12 protein-coding genes are annotated in these 15291 nt (G+C 72.7%); 9 read left to right on the top strand and 3 right to left on the bottom strand.

Translation table 11 applies throughout. The features are described 5' to 3' along the window. Positions 1-10: 10 nt before the first annotated feature. Positions 11-1756 carry a hypothetical protein gene (locus tag EEJ42_RS49545; protein WP_148082251.1) on the top strand — a complete coding sequence of 582 codons (1746 nt, stop codon included), beginning with the start codon at positions 11-13 and terminating at the stop codon, positions 1754-1756. Positions 1757-2061: 305 nt separating this feature from the next. Continuing rightward, entirely contained in the window at positions 2062-3465 is a 1404-nt protein-coding gene (locus EEJ42_RS49540; protein WP_221179514.1) for an amino acid permease, read from the top strand. A gap of 5 nt (positions 3466-3470) precedes the next feature. On the opposite strand, the gene EEJ42_RS49535 is transcribed toward EEJ42_RS49540, so the two are convergent. Then, positions 3471-4391: a LysR family transcriptional regulator gene (locus EEJ42_RS49535; protein ID WP_123108700.1), complete on the bottom strand. Its 921-nt coding sequence runs from the start codon at positions 4389-4391 to the stop codon at positions 3471-3473. Positions 4392-4585: 194 nt separating this feature from the next. Between EEJ42_RS49535 and EEJ42_RS49530 the strand changes: the two genes are divergently transcribed. Then, the gene (locus EEJ42_RS49530) at positions 4586-7522 is read left to right on the top strand and encodes an FAD-binding and (Fe-S)-binding domain-containing protein (RefSeq protein ID WP_123108699.1); all 2937 of its coding nucleotides are present in this window, start codon (positions 4586-4588) and stop codon (positions 7520-7522) included. Here the strand turns inward: EEJ42_RS49530 and EEJ42_RS49525 are convergent. Then, complete coding sequence (locus tag EEJ42_RS49525) at positions 7516-8367, bottom strand: SDR family oxidoreductase (RefSeq protein ID WP_123108698.1); 852 nt, start codon at positions 8365-8367, stop codon at positions 7516-7518. The genes EEJ42_RS49530 and EEJ42_RS49525 overlap by 7 nt on opposite strands. A gap of 102 nt (positions 8368-8469) precedes the next feature. On the opposite strand from EEJ42_RS49525, the gene EEJ42_RS49520 reads away from it, so the two are divergent. Beyond that, positions 8470-9033 carry a TetR/AcrR family transcriptional regulator gene (locus EEJ42_RS49520; RefSeq protein ID WP_123108697.1) on the top strand — a complete coding sequence of 188 codons (564 nt, stop codon included), beginning with the start codon at positions 8470-8472 and terminating at the stop codon, positions 9031-9033. Between the two features lie 64 nt (positions 9034-9097). Beyond that, complete coding sequence (locus tag EEJ42_RS49515) at positions 9098-9601, top strand: GNAT family N-acetyltransferase (protein WP_123108696.1); 504 nt, start codon at positions 9098-9100, stop codon at positions 9599-9601. 18 nt (positions 9602-9619) lie between these two features. Here EEJ42_RS49515 and EEJ42_RS49510 read toward each other — a convergent pair whose 3' ends face one another. Beyond that, positions 9620-10876 (bottom strand): ROK family protein, encoded by a 1257-nt coding sequence (locus EEJ42_RS49510; protein ID WP_123108695.1) that lies wholly within the window; start codon positions 10874-10876, stop codon positions 9620-9622. A 218-nt stretch (positions 10877-11094) separates the two neighbouring features. Here EEJ42_RS49510 and EEJ42_RS49505 point away from each other — a divergent pair, with 218 nt between their 5' ends. The 4 genes from EEJ42_RS49505 to EEJ42_RS49490 form a co-directional block, all read left to right on the top strand. Further along, the gene (locus EEJ42_RS49505) at positions 11095-12456 is read left to right on the top strand and encodes an ABC transporter substrate-binding protein (RefSeq protein ID WP_123108694.1); all 1362 of its coding nucleotides are present in this window, start codon (positions 11095-11097) and stop codon (positions 12454-12456) included. After that, the gene (locus EEJ42_RS49500; RefSeq protein WP_123108693.1) at positions 12453-13433 is read left to right on the top strand and encodes a carbohydrate ABC transporter permease; all 981 of its coding nucleotides are present in this window, start codon (positions 12453-12455) and stop codon (positions 13431-13433) included. Before EEJ42_RS49505 ends, EEJ42_RS49500 begins: the two co-directional genes overlap by 4 nt. Then, entirely contained in the window at positions 13430-14293 is an 864-nt protein-coding gene (locus EEJ42_RS49495; protein ID WP_246098062.1) for a carbohydrate ABC transporter permease, read from the top strand. Before EEJ42_RS49500 ends, EEJ42_RS49495 begins: the two co-directional genes overlap by 4 nt. A gap of 54 nt (positions 14294-14347) precedes the next feature. Continuing rightward, positions 14348-15291: Gfo/Idh/MocA family protein (locus tag EEJ42_RS49490; RefSeq protein ID WP_148082250.1), on the top strand; the 944-nt coding region annotated here is incomplete at its 3' end.

The following is a 15291-nucleotide window of genomic DNA, read 5'->3' as shown; positions in this document are numbered from 1 at the left end:
ATACACGTTCATGGCGCCGAACGGCCGCCGGTTCATGGGCCACCGGGTCCTCGGCCCGCGCGAGGAGCGGGTCGGCCCGAACGGCCACATGTTCCATGACGGCCGGGACTTCTGGTGGCACACCGGCGACGGCGGGGAAGAGCGGGTGCACCGCGTTGACCTGGTGACCGGTGAGCTCGCCGACGCCGGGCTGCCGGAGTTCTTCGACCCCTCCCTGCTCGACGAGGACGAGCGATGGGACCTCGAGTCCTCGTCGCTGGCGCTGCTGCCGTACGGCGTCAAGGGCTCACCGCTCGGCAGCGACGGCACGCGTGTGGGCCTGCGGGTCGCCCGCGACAGCGCGACCGGGGAGGTCCGCTATCACCGGATCGACGGCGTTCACGGCACGCTCGACGGGGCCGGGCCCACCGCCATCTGGGGTCTGCTCGACATACCCGGCTCAAAGAAGCGGCTGGTGCTCAGCGGCGGTGTCGGCATGTACCGCCCGGTGGTGGCCCGCGACGCCGACACGGGTGAGTGCTATTGGCAGGCCGAGCTGAAGAACGACGGCTGGGCCGACAGCGAGCCCGACCCGGTGGCCGCCGGGACCCGGCTCATACCGCCGCCCGCCTTCTGGCACTTCCTCACGCCGCGCGACCCCGCCGGATCGCAGGCGCTGCGGCAGATCACCGAGGACACCGTGCGGCGCCTGCTGAAGGCCGCCGGCACCTCCGAGGAGGCGCTGCGGACCGCCGTCGGACGGCTGCTGCCCGAGGTGAGCCATCCGCTGCTCGTCCGCGGCGTCGTCGGATGCGTCGGGGAAGCCGCCCGGATGAGGGCCCACCGGGACCGGATCCTGACCCGGCTGAAGCGGGCCCGCCGGGCACGCCTGAAGGTGTCGGAGGAGGACCTGGGCGCGGCGCTGGAGGGGCTGGTCGGCAAGTGCGGCAGCGGCTACGGCGGCACGGTGGCGCAGATCGAGCTGACCTCGGCATTTTTCTCCGGTGCCATCGACGCGGACGCCGCGATGGAACGCTGGCCGGCCCACGGCAGCGCCTTCGACTGGACCGAACTTCCGGGGCGTATCGGGGGCCTCGCGGTCCGCGCGGTCAGCGCCGTCACCCCTGGCACCCACCGCCGGGCGCTGGCCCGGCTGCCGAGGTTCTGGGCCCTGACGCCGCTGGCCGCACCGGGACTGGGGCGAGGACTGCTGGACAGCGAGCAGCGGGCCGCGCTGTCCGACGAGAACGGCGCGCTGATGCCGTTGAGCATCACCATGCTCCACAGCGAGTGGGGCCGTTCCCATGCCGGTGCCACCCGGGACATCGCGGCGTTCCTGCAACGGGGGACCGTGCCCCGCCCCGCAGGTGTCCTCGACATCCAGGAGGTGCCCGAGAGCCGCGCCACGCCCGAGCGGCTGCACCGGATCGTGGACGAGCTGGAGCGCGTCGGACCGGTCCCCTTCGCCCCCGCCGCGGCCGCCCGGCTCGCCGAAGCCACCGGTCTCGACCGCGCCGCGGCGGCCCTGCTCATGGCGGGCCTGCCGCACATCACGGACGACGGGCACAACTTTCTGCCACCAGGGACCCGTAAGGCCCTGGGCCTGAAGGTGGCGGAGGCCAAGGCCGCCTGCGACATGCTCCGCCGCCTGCCGGAGGCCGCCCGCCTGGAGCTGTACGACGCCGCCCTGCCCGACGACCCGGCCGGGCTGTGGGACCAGACCGCGATGGCGGAGCGGCTGGCCCGGGCCTGGAAGGAGGCCGCCGCCCGGCCCTGACCCCTGGCAGGTGGCAGCCGGCGCGGGCGCGGGGTGGTCGGCCCCCGCGCCTGCGCCAGCTTTGCTTGGTCTCAGGCCCTTAAGTTGTCGCGCTGAGGTGTCTTTTGCCCACCGCGAGCCGTGGGCGATGGTTTCGGGCCAGTGGTGATCCCGCCACGACGGCGGCCTCCGCGCCGCCGCCGGTCGACAGGGAGAGAGCGATGTCCACGAATCACCCGAAATCCACTGTTCCCCCGTTGCTGGGCAGAGGGCCGCAGGGAGTCTTCCGGCGCACCCTGCCCTCCGAGCAGCCCGCCGGTGAGCGCATGGTGCGCACGCTCGGCCTCACCCAGCTCACCATGATCGGTATCGGCGCCATCATCGGGGCCGGAATCTTCTCCCTGGCCGCGGCCGTGGCCAAGGACGTCGCCGGTCCGGCCGTGCTGATCTCGTTCCTGGTGGCCGGGGCGGCCTCCCTGTGTGCCGCCTTCGCCTACGCGGAGTTCGCCGGGCTGGTCCCGAAGGCCGGATCGTCGTACACGTACTGCGCCGCCGTCCTCGGCGAGATCGTCGGCTGGATCATCGGCTGGGACCTGCTGTTGGAGTACACCGCCATCGTCGCCGTCGTCGCGATCGGCATGTCGGGCTACATGGGCTTCCTGCTGGAGAACGTCGGCATCCACCTGCCCACCTGGGCGCTGGGCGCGCCCGGCACCGGCGACGGACACAAGATCGATCTGCTGGCGAGCCTCATCTGCCTGGGCGTGGCCTGGCTGCTGACGCGTGGCACCCGCACCTCCGCGCGCGTGGAGACGGTCCTGACCTTCGTCAAGATCGCCATCGTGCTCGTCGTGATCGTGGTCGGCTTCACCAAGGTCGACTCCGGCAATCTGACGCCCTTCGCCCCCTTCGGGCTCGACGGGGCGTTCACCGGAGCGGCGACCGTCTTCTTCGCCGTGTTCGGCTACGACGCCCTGAGCACTGCCGCGGAGGAGTCGGTGGAGGCCCGCAACAAACTGCCCAAGGCGATGATGCTCTCCCTGGCGATCTCGATGGGGCTGTACGTCCTGGTGTGCATCGTGCTGACCGGCGTCCAGCACTACAGCGAACTCAACCCCAACAGCGGCATCTCCAGCGCCTTCGCGAGCGTCGGGCTGAACGGGCTGGCCAATGTCATCGCCGTCGGCGCGGTGATCGGCATCGTCACCGTGACGTTCTCCTTCATGATGGGCGCCTCCCGCCTGTGGTACGCCCTCAGCCGGGACGGGCTGATGCCCGCGTGGTTCGGCGCCATCCACCCGAAGCGCAAGGTTCCGCACCGCGCCACCTGGGTCATCGGCGGCGTGGCCGCCGTCCTGGCGGGCCTGCTGCCCATCAATGCCGTCGCCGATCTCACCAACATCGGCGTGCTGCTGGCCTTCGTGGTGGTCTGCGCGGCCGTCCTGGTCCTGCGCTACACCAAGCCCCACCTCAAGCGGGGCTTCCGCTGCCCGGGCATGCCCTTCGTGCCGGTCCTCGGCATGGTGTTCTCCGTCTGGCTGATGTCGTTCCTGCACTGGGAGACCTGGGTCCGGATGGGCGGCTGGCTCGTCGCGGGCCTGCTCATCTACGCCCTGTACGGATACCGCCGCACCCGGAGCGTCATGCCGGGGGACTCCGTCGACCTCGATGCCCTCGACGCCATGGCCGACTCCGACCGGCCCGAGCCGGACCAGGTCCCGCCCCGGTAGCGGGGCTACGGCGCGGGTTCCTCGACCGGGTGCAGATACGGCTCACCGGCGGGCACCGCGCGCCGCAGGGTGTCGAGCACCGTGCCGAGCAGGGGATTGGTGTTCTCGCCGCGGTGCAGGGCCGTCACCTGGCGGTGCGCGGACCGCTGGGTGACCCGGGTGGCCTGGATCGCCCCGCTCGGCGCGTGGCCGAGCGCCGGGACGACCGCCACCCCGAGCCCCGTGGACACCAACTCCCGTACGACGTCGTAGTTGTTGCTCCGGAACGCGACCTCCGCGTCGAAACCGGCGGCCGCGCAGAGCCGGACCAGCGAGCGGGCCCCGGCCGTGCCCTCCCCGCTGGTGATCCAGCGCGCCTCGGCCAGCTGGGGAAGGCTCGCCCCCAGCCTGCTGTCCGCGGCCCGCAGCAGCACCAGGTCCTCCCGCAGCAACGGGTGGCGGGTCAGCCCGTCGGGCCACTGCCGGGGGCTGAGCCCGTACTCGTAGACCAGGGCGATGTCCAGGTCACCGCTGGTGAGCAGGGCGACGAGATCCTCCGGTTCGCCCTCCTCCAGCTGGATCCGCGCCCGGGGGTGGGTCTCGGCGAGCGCCGACAGCGCCGCGGGCACCAGCCGGACGCTGGCCGTCGGGAAGCTGCCCAGCCTCAGCCGCCCGGTGACCCCGGTGGCCAGCTCCCGCACCTGCTGGTCCAGATCGTCCAGGGCGGCCAGCGCCCGGCCGCTCAGGTCGACCAGGCGGTGGGCCGCGGCGGTCGGACGGATCCCGTGCGCCTCCCGCTCGAACAGGACCAGACCGGTCTCCTTCTCCAGGGTCGAGATCTGCTGCGAGATCGCGGAGGCGGTGTAGCCGAGGTCGCGGGCCGCGACGGCGAACGAGCCGCTGCCGACGACGGCCTTCAGCGTGAGGAGATGCAGGGGCTTGAGCACGGCGGCTCCTCGGGGACAGGGGATGGGCCGGAACCGAGCACCAGGAGCATAAGGATCGCTTGCCCTCCTCCGTCAAGACTATCGCCCTGCTGGGCCTTGTGGCGTGTCCGCGCCCGCCCACATCGTGGGACCGCCGGGGCGGATACGACCGGCGAGTCCCCAGGTGACCGGTGAGCACAGGAGGAGCGAGCGCGGTGAGCACGACAGCACCAGGCATCGGCGGCGTCGACCCGGCAGCGGTGACCGGCGCCCTCGCCCGGGCGGACTGCGGGGAGGTGCACGGCGACGCGGGCCGCCGGGCGCAGTACGCGTCCGACGCCTCCAACTACCGGCAGGTCCCGCTGGCCGTGGTCTTCCCCCGGACACGGCAGCACGTCCTCGCCGCGCTCGCCACCTGCCGCCGCCTCGGCGTGCCCGTCACCGCCCGTGGCGGGGGCACCAGCACCTCCGGCCAAGCCGTCGGCCCCGGCGTGGTGCTCGACTTCTCCCGCCACTTCAACCGGCTGCTCGACCTCGACCCGCAGGCGCGCACCGCGACCGTACAGCCGGGCATCGTCCTGGACGACCTCCAGGCGGCCGCCGCCGGACACGACCTGCTGTTCGGCGCCGACCCCTCCACCCACAGCCGCTGCACCCTGGGCGGGATGATCGGCAACAACGCGTGCGGGACCCACTCCGTGGCCTGGGGCCGAACCGCCGACAACATCGTGGAACTCGACGTCGTCACCTACCGCGGCACCGTGGTGCGCCTCGGCGAGATGACCCAGGGCGAGATCGACGAGGCCATCGCCGCCGGCGGCGACCGCGGCCGGCTCATCGCCTCCCTGTACGACCTCGCCCGGAACAACCTGGCCGCGCTGCGCACCGAGTTGGGGCGGTTCCCGCGCCAGGTGTCGGGCTACGCGCTGGAGCACCTGCTGCCCGAACGCCGCTTCCACCTCGCCCGGGCGCTGGTCGGCAGCGAGGGCACCCTGGCGGTCGTCCTCTCCGCCACCGTTCGCCTCATCCCGCGCCCGCCCGCACGGGCCCTGGTGGTCCTCGGCTACGAGGACGCCTGCGCGGCCGCCGACGCGGTGCCCGCCCTGCTGGACCACCCGCTGCTCGCGCTCGAAGGGCTCGACCAGGCGCTGACCGATGTCGTCACCCGGCCCGAGACCCGCGCGGCCATCGACACCCTCCCCACCGCGAAGGCCTGGATGTTCGCCGAACTCGGCGGCCCGGCCGACGAACTCCCGCCACGCGCCCGGGCGCTCGTCGCAGCGGCCCGGCAGACCACGGGACTCACCGGCAGCGAGGTCATCACCGACCCCGCACGGGCCCGTGCGCTGTGGCGGATCCGCGAGGACGGGGCGGGCCTGGCGACCCGCCTGCCCGACGGGTCCGAAGCCTGGCCCGGGTGGGAGGACGCGGCCGTGCCGCCCGGCCAACTCGGCTCGTACCTGCGCCAGTTCACCGCCCTGCTGGACCGGCACCGGCTGAGCGGCGCCGTGTACGGACACTTCGGCGAGGGCTGTCTGCATGTGCGCATCGACTTCGACTTCACCACCGAACACGGCACGGCCGTCTTCCGCGCCTTCGTCACCGACGCGGCCAAGCTGGTCGTCGCACACGGCGGCTCGCTGTCCGGCGAACACGGTGACGGCCAGGCCCGCTCCGAACTGCTGCCGCTCATGTACGGGCCCGGTGTCATCGCCCTGTTCGAGGAGTTCAAGCACATCTGGGACCCCGACAACGGCCTCAACCCGGGCATGATCGTGCGGCCGCTGCCCGTCGACGGCAATCTGCGGATCACCCCGCACCGCACTCCGCTCCCGCTGACGACGGTCCTCCCCTTCCGCGCCGACGACGGCGACTTCGCCAAGGCCACCCGCCGCTGCGTCGGCGTCGGCAAGTGCCGTACCGCCGCTCCCGGCAGCGGCGTCATGTGCCCCAGCTACCGGGTCACCCGGGACGAGAAGGACTCCACCCGGGGTCGCGCCCGGCTGCTGTACGAGATGACCCGGGGCGAGGTCATCACCGACGGCTGGCGCTCCCGCGAGGTCCGCGACGCCCTGGACCTGTGTCTGTCGTGCAAGGGATGCAGCACCGACTGCCCGGTCGGCGTCGACATGGCCACCTACAAGTCGGAGTTCCTGCACCATCACTACAAGCGGCGCGTCCGGCCCGCCTCGCACTACACCATGGGCTGGCTGCCCCTGCTGTCCCGCCCGGCCGCCCGCATGCCGCGGCTGGTCAACGCGCTGACGTCGTCCCGGCTCGCGCCCCTGGTCAAACGGCTGGGCGGCATCGCCGCGGAACGGGAGATACCGCGCTTCGCTGACCAGACCTTCCTGTCCTGGTTCCGCGCCCGCACACCGGAAGGCGACGGGCACCGGGGTCCGGTGGTGCTGTGGGTCGACTCGTTCAACAACCACTTCACCCCCGATGTCCTCCGGGCCGGGGTGGCGGTGCTGGAGAACGCCGGGTTCCGGGTCCGGGTTCCGGAGGGAACCCAGTGCTGCGGCCTGACCTGGATCACCACCGGACAGCTCGGCGTCGCCCGCCGTATCGCCCGGCGTACCACCGCCGCCCTCGCGCCCGCGGTCCGCGCGGGCATCCCGGTCGTCGGCCTGGAACCCAGCTGCACGGCGGCCCTCAAGAGCGACCTGCCCGAACTCCTCGACGGCGATGGCGACGGCGACGGCGATGGCGATGGCGACGACGCCCGCGCCCTGGCCCGGGCCACCGTCACCCTCGCCGAACTCCTCGTCCACCACGCACCCGACTGGCAGCCCCCGGCCGTCCCGGCCCGCTCCATCAGCCAGACCCACTGCCACCAGCACGCGACCTCGGGCTTCGGCGCCGACGGCACCCTGCTGCACCGCATGGGCGTCGACAACACCGGCCTCGCGTCGGGCTGTTGCGGTCTGGCCGGAAACTTCGGCTTCGAACGCGGCCACTACGACGTATCGGTGGCCGCGGGCGAGCAGGTCCTGCTGCCCGCCGTACGCGCGGCCGCGCCCGGCACGCACATCCTCGCCGACGGATTCAGCTGCCGCACGCAGATCGCCCAGCGGACCGACCGCACCGGCACCCACCTCGCCCAGCTCATCGCCCGCGCCCTCCTGCCGGTCAGCGGACCGGATCAGTGAGTGAAGGCGACGGAGGCCGCACGATCCTTCTGGGCTTCGAGCGCGGTGAGACGTTCGGTGAGCGCGGTGTGGATGGCTTCGTAGGTGTCGGAGCCGAGAGCCAGGCGCAGGGGCGGGTCCGGGTGGCGGGTGGTGTCGTAGATGGCGGCGGCGACCTTGGCCGGGTCGCCGGTGAAGACGCTGTCGTCGGCGGTCTCCAGATAACGCCGCGTCCGGCCCACGGCGTTGTCGCGGTAGGGGGCCGATTCGGTGGTGTAGCGCAGGGCCGAGCCGAAGCCGGTGCGCGTGGCGCCGGGCTCGACCAGGGTGAGGCGGATGCCGAAGTCGGAGACTTCGCGGCTGACGCTCTCGGTGAAGCCCTCAAGACCCCACTTGCCCGCGTGATAGGAGCTGTGCGTGGGGGTGCCGATCTGGCCGCCCACGCTGGAGATCTGGATGATGCGGCCTCCGCCCTGCTCGCGCATCGGCGCCAGGAAGGCCCGGGTGATCAGCATCGGAGCGAGCAGGAGGACCTCGATCTGGTCGCGGATCTGCTCGACGGTCATCTCCTCGGCGGCGCCCACGACCGCGTATCCGGCGTTGTTGACGACGATGTCCACCGGCCCGGACCGGAGCGCCCCGGCGACCACGTGGTCGACATCGGCCGGGCGGGTGAGGTCGAGGATCTGGACGGTCAGTTGGTCGCCGTACGCCGCGCGCAGGTCGTCGAGGGCCGCGGGGCGGCGGACCGTGGCCGTGACGCGGTCGCCGCACCGGAGGGCGTGCTCGGTGAGGTGGCGGCCCAGGCCCCCGGAGGCTCCGGTGATGAACCAGCGGCGTACGCCCTTGTCGGAGGGAGTGGGCATGGGGGTCTCCTGGCGTAGGGTGTTACCGGAATGCGTTCCGGTAAGCAGTTAAGCGGAACGCATTCCGGAAAGCAATCGGAGACAGGCACCGAAGGAATCCGCATGCCCGCCACCCCCCGCCGGACCAGGAGCGATGCGCTACAGAACCGGGAGCGCCTGCTGGAGGTCGCCGCGGAGGTCTTCGCCCAGCAGGGACTGGACACCGCACCGGCCGCCATCGCCAAGCAGGCGGGTGTCGGTGTCGGCACGCTCTACCGGCACTTTCCGACGCGGGAAGCCCTCATCGACGCCGCCTACCGGCGCAAGCTCACCCGGGTGTGCGAGGAGGCGGCCGACCTCCTCGCCCGCCATCCGGCCGCCGAGGCCACCAGGAGGTGGATGGAACACTTCGTCGACTACGCCACCGCCAAGAGCGGCATGTCCGAAGCGCTCAACGCGGTGATCGCCTCCGGAATCGATCCCTACGCCGACAGCCGGGCCCTCCTCACCGACGCCGTCGCCGCCCTCCTCGATGCCGGAGCCCGGGACGGCAGCCTGCGAAGCGACGTCACCTCAGATGACGTCCTGCTCCTCATGGGTGGCATCGCCTATTCCGTGCAGCACAGCACCGCAGAGCAGGCCCGTCGGCTCGTCGACCTCCTCATGGACGCGCTGACCGCGCGCTGACAGCGCGGTAGGCTGCCGCTCACCGGGCCATGGCAGTGCCCACCGGGAGGAGGACCGAAGGCCAGTGCTGACCACACCGCGCCTCCGACTGCGCCCACTGACCGAGGCCGACGCCGACTGGTGGGTGCGTCTGCACGCCGATGACGAGGTGAACCAGTTCGTCGGCGCGTACACCCATGAGCAGGCCGTGGCACGTCTCCGCGACATCCACCAGCAGTGGGTCGAGCGCGGTCACGGGCTGTGCGCCGTCGAACTGACCAGTACCGGTGAGGCGATCGGACGCTCCGGGCTCAACTGGTGGGAGCAGTTCGGTGAGACCGAAGCCGGGTGGACCTTCGCTCGAGAGCACTGGGGCAACGGCTACGCCAAGGAAGCGGCACGTGCCGTCCTCGCCTGGGGCTTCGGCACGCTCGGCCTCAAGCAGATCACGGCCATGATCCACCACGGCAATACGGCTTCCGCCGCCCTGGCCCGCCGCCTGGGGTTCACACCCCTGCGTGAGGACACCGTCCTGGCCCGTCCCTGCACTGTCTACGCGCTGAGCCAGGACGACTTCGCCGTGCGGTGAGCCCCGAACGACCCCCGCTCACCGCCCGGCGAGGCTGGTGGGGCGGGTGCGCAGCACGGCCTCGACGGAGGAGAGCGCGAGGCGGACCGCGCCCGTGATCACGGCCTCGTCGCCGAGGGCGGACAGCCGCCAGCGCGGCGGGTCCACGAGGAGGCCGTCGGCGTGCCGCTGGGCGGCGTCCAGGAGGAGTTCGGCGGCGGGCAGCAGGTCGGGGGCGCCGAACGGGCCGGTGCCGAGTACGACCAGCGCCGGGTCGAGCGCGAGCAGGACGGGCGCGATGCCGTCGGCCAGCCGCTGTCCGTACGACGCGACGGCCCGGGCCGCGTCCGGGTCGCCCGCGGCCGCGTCCCGGACGGTGTCCGAGGCCTGCGGCGCCAGGCCCGGGCGCGGGGGAGCGGGCTCGCTGGGGAGCCCGGGGAAGTGGATGAAGCCGATCTCACCGGCCGCCCCGTGGTGGCCCCGCAGCAGCCGCCCGTCGGTGATCACACCCGCGCCGAGCCGCTCGCCCAGCAGCACGAAGATCATCTCGTCGGTGTCGCCGCCGACGCCGCGCCACCGTTCGCCGAGCGCGGCGAGGTTGGCGTCGTTCTCCACGGTCACCTGGCAGTCGAGCCGGTCGCGCAGGATGCCGACGATGTCCGCCTGAGCCCAGTCCTTGAGATTGTCGGCCTGCCGGATGGTGAGGTTGTCCCGGTCGACCAGGCCCGGGGTGCCGACCGTCGCGGCCCACACCCGCCGGGTGTCGACGCCCGCCCGGCCGATGGCGGCGTCGACCACCGTCGTCACGGCGCGGGCGCGGGCGCGCCCGGTGAGGTCGGCGCGCACCGCCTTGCGCTCGACGGCCACCGCCCGGCCGTCCAGATCGGCGAGGCAGGCGGTCACCGACCGGGCCCGTACGTCCACGCCGACGACGAAGCCCGCGCGGGCCCGGAAGCGCAACCGGCGGGCCGGGCGGCCGGGGGAGCGTAGGCCGCGCGCGGACTCCGCCGGGGCGGTCTCGATGAGGCCGCAATCGGCCAGCTCGTCCACGATGGCCTCCACCGTGGGGCGGGACAGCTTGGTGGCCTTGACCAGCTCGGACAGGCGGGGGTGGCGCTCCGCCGAGCGGACGGCGGCCAGGATGGCGGCGGCGTTCGTGGCGCGCAGATCCGCCACGCCCACCACCGCGGGCAGGGGCGGGTCCGGTTCCGTGCCCTGGTCCACGGGCCGGCGCGTCTGCGGGACGGCGGCCGCGGCCGGGGGCCCGTCGTCGCGGCCCCCGAGACCCCTGGACATGACCAAAGGATTCAGCCTCCTGCGTCGAACCCGGTGCACAACCCGGTCGGTATCGACCCCGGTATCGACCTCGGTATCGGCTCTTGACGCGTCCGTGCGCCATGCCGATTATGAAACGAAACTGCTTTATTAAATCACGCCCTGCCTCCCCCGCACAGGGCCCCGCCGCGGCCCCCGCGAAGCCCGGCATCTCCTCCTCGCCGTCTCAGGAGACCCCCGTGAGACCCACCCAGTCGCCCCTGTCCTCCGTGTCCTCCGCCGCCCCGTCCCGACGTGCCTTCCTCGCCGCCACCGGCGTGGCCGGGGCCGCCGCCCTCGCCGCATGCGGCAGCCTGACGCCCGGCTCCTCCGCCAAGAAGAGCAGCGCCGGACCCGCCTCCACCGCCGTGCCGACCGGCAAGAAGCTCACCCTCGTCCTCGCCGACGCGGACGACACCACCATGACCCCGGGCCTGGTCAAGGCCTTCATGGCGAAGTACCCCAACGTCACCATCAAGCGCCAGTACACCGGCTGGGACGACTACCTCAAGAGCGCCAACACCACGATGTCAGCGGACACCGCCCCCGACATCGCCCAGTTCACCTCCGGCATGCAGAACCTCGTCCGCGGCCGTCTGCTGCTCGACATGGGCGCGCACAGCCGCGCGTACGGCTGGCCGGAGAAGTTCCCGGGCCTGGACCAGATCACCTTCTCCGACGACGGCCGGACCGTCGGCACCGGGCAGCTGTACGGGGTGCCCGCCGGGCTGTCGTTCGAGGGCGTGTATTACAACAAGGCCAAGGCCCGCAAGCTCGGACTGCGCCTCCCGCCCGCCACCCTGGACGACCTGGAGGCGATGTTCGCCAAGGCCAAGGCGGCGGGGGAGACCGCGCTCGTCGAAGGCAACCTCGACGGCGGCCTCAACCACCCCTTCAACGTCCTGCTCTCGATCTTCATGAAGCCCGCCGACCGGGAGGCCTGGGCCTTCGGCCACAAGGGCGCCACCATCACCGGACCGGAGGCGCTGAAGGCCGCCCGGACGCTTCTGCGCTGGGTCGACGAAGGCTACGTCACGCCCAAGACCAACGGGCTCAGCGACAACGACGCCACCGCCGCGTTCGCCAAGGGCCAGGGCGTCTTCCGCATCAGCGGCAACTGGGCCGCGGCCGCCGTCGCCAAGGGCCTCGGCGACGACGCGGGCTACGTCAACGCGCCACCCGCCACCCGGGGCGCACCGCTGCGCACCACCGGCGCCGGGGTCTACTACTGCGTCTCCAGCAAGTGCGACAACCCCGACGTCGCCGCCGCCTTCCTGGACTTCGCCGCGAGCAAGGGCGCCGCTCCCGTCATCGCCAAGGGCGGCTTCATGGCACCCGACGCGGCCGCCATGCCCCGGCAGAGCGGGCTGCTCGCCGAGGTGCAGCGGGGCTGGCAGGGCATCGTCAAGGACTCCGGCCTGGAGCCGTTCATCCAGAACGCCTCCACCACCACCATGGCCGACACCCTCACCACCCAGCTCCAGCTGCTCGCCGGGGGCAAGGTCGGCGCGGAGAAGTTCCTGGCCAACCTCCAGCAGGACTACGAGAACTACCACGCATGACCGCCACCGACCGCCTCGCCACCGGAACCCACCGCCGCCCCCGCACACGCCAGCGTCCACGTCCACGGCCGCGCCCGTACACGGCCACCGTGACGGCCGACGTGGGCGGACGGCGGCGGCGCCGCAAGGCCGTGGCGCTGCTGTACGTCCTGCCCGCCCTCCTCCCGTACACGCTCTTCGCCGTCCTCCCCGCCCTGCACACCGCCTATCTGTCGCTCTTCGACTGGGACGGGGTGACCCTGCCGTCCTTCGTCGGCCTCGACAACTACCGCCGTGTCTTCGCCGATCCGCAGCTGCGTGCCGCGTCCTGGCACGCGGGCGCGCTCATCGTGTTCTTCTCCGCCCTGCCCATCTGCCTCGGCCTGGTCTCGGCGGCCATCGTGTCCCGCCGCACCGGCCGGGGCACCGCCCTCATCCGCGCGCTGCTGTTCCTGCCGCAGGTCATCCCGCTGGTCGCGGTCGCCATCATCTGGCGGTGGGTGTACGCCGAGGACGGCACCCTCAACCAGGGCTTGCGCGCCATCGGCCTCGGCGGGCTCGCCGACTCGTGGCTGGGCAGCTTCACCTGGGCGCTGCCCGCCGTCGGACTCATCGGCACCTGGGTCGTCTCCGGCCTGTGCATGGTCCTGTTCCTGTCCGGGACCCAGCGCATCGACCAGGAGATCTACGAGGCGGCCCGCATGGACGGCGCGGGCCCGATCCGCGAGTTCCGGTCCATCACCGTCCCGCTGCTGCGGCCCGAGATCGCGGTCGCCCTGTCGATCACCGTGATCGCGGCGCTCTCCAGCTTCGACCTCATCTACATCACCACCGGCGGCGGCCCCGGCAACACCACCGTCGTTCCCGGCATCCTCATCTACCGCCTCGCCTTCGGCGGCGGCGCCGTCGGTCTGGCCAGCGCACTGGCCGTCGTCCTCACTGCCGTCATCTCGGTGGCCGTCCTCGTGATCAACCGGCTCGCCAAGGAGGCCCCGTGACCACCGGAGCCCTCGCCACCGCCACCGCGAAGGCCACCGCCCGCCCGGCCGCCAGGGGGCTCGCGGCGCCCGCCGTCCTCGCCGTGTTCCTGGCCGTCGTCCTGATCCCCTTCCTCTCCCTGCTGCTGGCCGCGCTCCAGCCCGCCGGTACGCCGCTCACCGGATTCGCCTGGCCCCGCGGCATCCACCTGGAGAACTTCGGCCACGCCTGGTCCGCCGCCGGATTCGGCACCCTGCTGCGGTCCAGCGCGGTGATCGCCCTCAGCGTCGTGCCCGCCGCCGTCGTCTGCGCGACCCTGGCCGGATACGCGCTCGCCACCATGGACGTCCCCGGCCGCGGCAAGCTCTACGCGTATCTGCTGCTCGGCCTGTCCATCCCGGTCGAGGTCACCGTCATCCCGCTCTACTACGACCTGCGGGCCGTCGGGCTCACCAACACCGTGCCGGGCCTGGCCCTCGCCGAGATCGGCGCGTTCATGCCGTTCGGCGTGTTCTGGATGCGGGCACACTTCGCGACCATGCCGCGCAGCCTCATCGAGGCCGCCCGGCTGGACGGCGCCTCCTCGTGGACCACGCTGTGGCGGGTCCTGATGCCCAGCTCCCGCCCCGCCGTGACGACCCTCGGCGTCCTCTACTTCGTCTGGAGCTGGAACCAGTTCCTGCTGCCGCTGGTCCTGATCCAGGACCCGGGCCGACGCACCGCACCCGCCGGACTCGGCCTGTTCACCGGCCAGTACGAGGTCGACGTACCGCTCCTCGCGGCGGCCACCCTGATCGTGATCGCCCCCGTCGTCCTCGTCTACCTGTTCTTCCAGCGGCACTTCATCAACGGGGTGCTCAGCGGAGCCCTCAAAGGCTAGACACCCCCTAGACGCCCCCAACGGCCAGAGCCCCCCCAACGGCTAGGAAAGTCCATGGCAGAACTCGACATCGCGCTGATCGGTGCGGGCGGCATCGCCCGCACCCACCTGCCCGCCTGGGCGGCGCTCGGCGCCCGCGTACGCGTCTACGCGCCCGACCCCCACACCGCCACCCTCGCCCACGAATTCGGCGCCACCACGGCCGACTCGCTGCACGACGCGATCAGTGGCGCCGACGCGGTGGACATCTGCACCCCGACCGACACCCACCACGACATCGCGCTGACCGCCATCGCCGCCGGGGCCCACGTGCTGTGCGAGAAACCCCTCGCGCTGGGCGCGGCCCACGCCGAGGAGATGGCGGACGCCGCCGACGCCGCCGGGGTGCGGCTCTACCCCGGGCACGTGGTGCGCTACTTCCCCGCCTACGCCCGGCTCCGCGCCGCCGTCGCGGGCGGCGAACTCGGCCGGGTCGCGGTCGCCCGCTTCACCCGCACCGGCCGCTACCCCACCTGGAGCCGCTGGTTCGCCGACCCCGTCCGCTCCGGGGGCATCCTGGTCGACCAGATGATCCACGACCTGGACATCGCCCGCTGGCTGTTCGGCGAGGTCGTACGCGTCCACGCCTACCAGCGCGGCCACTTCACCGCCCCGGCCCCGGCCGCCGCGGTCGCCACCGGAGGCGCGGTCCTCACCCACGAGGGCGGTGTCATCAGCCAGGTCGTGGGCGTCTGGGCGCCCCCGGCCACCCGGTTCCGCACCACCTTCCACGTGGCCGGGACCGGCGGGACCGTGCGCTACGACTCCCTCGCCGCGCCCGGTCTGCGCGTCACCGGCACCGTGGCCGAGGAGGACGGAATCCCGGCCGGTGACTTCGGCGAGTCCCCCTACCTCACCCAGATTCGCGAGTTCGCCGAGGCGTTCGCGGGCGGCCCGGCGCCGCGGGTGAGCGCCCGCGACGGCGTGGCCGCCGTCCGCATCGCCGAGGCCGCCGCCCA

This window comes from Streptomyces botrytidirepellens (assembly GCF_003721215.1).
Lineage (GTDB): Bacteria > Actinomycetota > Actinomycetes > Streptomycetales > Streptomycetaceae > Streptomyces > Streptomyces himastatinicus.
This window is presented reverse-complemented; position numbering and strand designations above follow the sequence as displayed.

Bases quoted from the DNA above. Each gene is read 5' to 3' on its own strand.
- EEJ42_RS49545 (WP_148082251.1), top strand. From the start codon at position 11: ATGGCGCCGAACGGCCGCCGGTTCATGGGCCACCGGGTCCTCGGCCCG.
- EEJ42_RS49540 (WP_221179514.1), top strand. From the start codon at position 2,062: ATGGTGCGCACGCTCGGCCTCACCCAGCTCACCATGATCGGTATCGGC.
- EEJ42_RS49525 (WP_123108698.1), bottom strand. From the start codon at position 8,367: ATGCCCACTCCCTCCGACAAGGGCGTACGCCGCTGGTTCATCACCGGA.
- EEJ42_RS49520 (WP_123108697.1), top strand. From the start codon at position 8,470: ATGCCCGCCACCCCCCGCCGGACCAGGAGCGATGCGCTACAGAACCGG.
- EEJ42_RS49510 (WP_123108695.1), bottom strand. From the start codon at position 10,876: ATGTCCAGGGGTCTCGGGGGCCGCGACGACGGGCCCCCGGCCGCGGCC.
- EEJ42_RS49500 (WP_123108693.1), top strand. From the start codon at position 12,453: ATGACCGCCACCGACCGCCTCGCCACCGGAACCCACCGCCGCCCCCGC.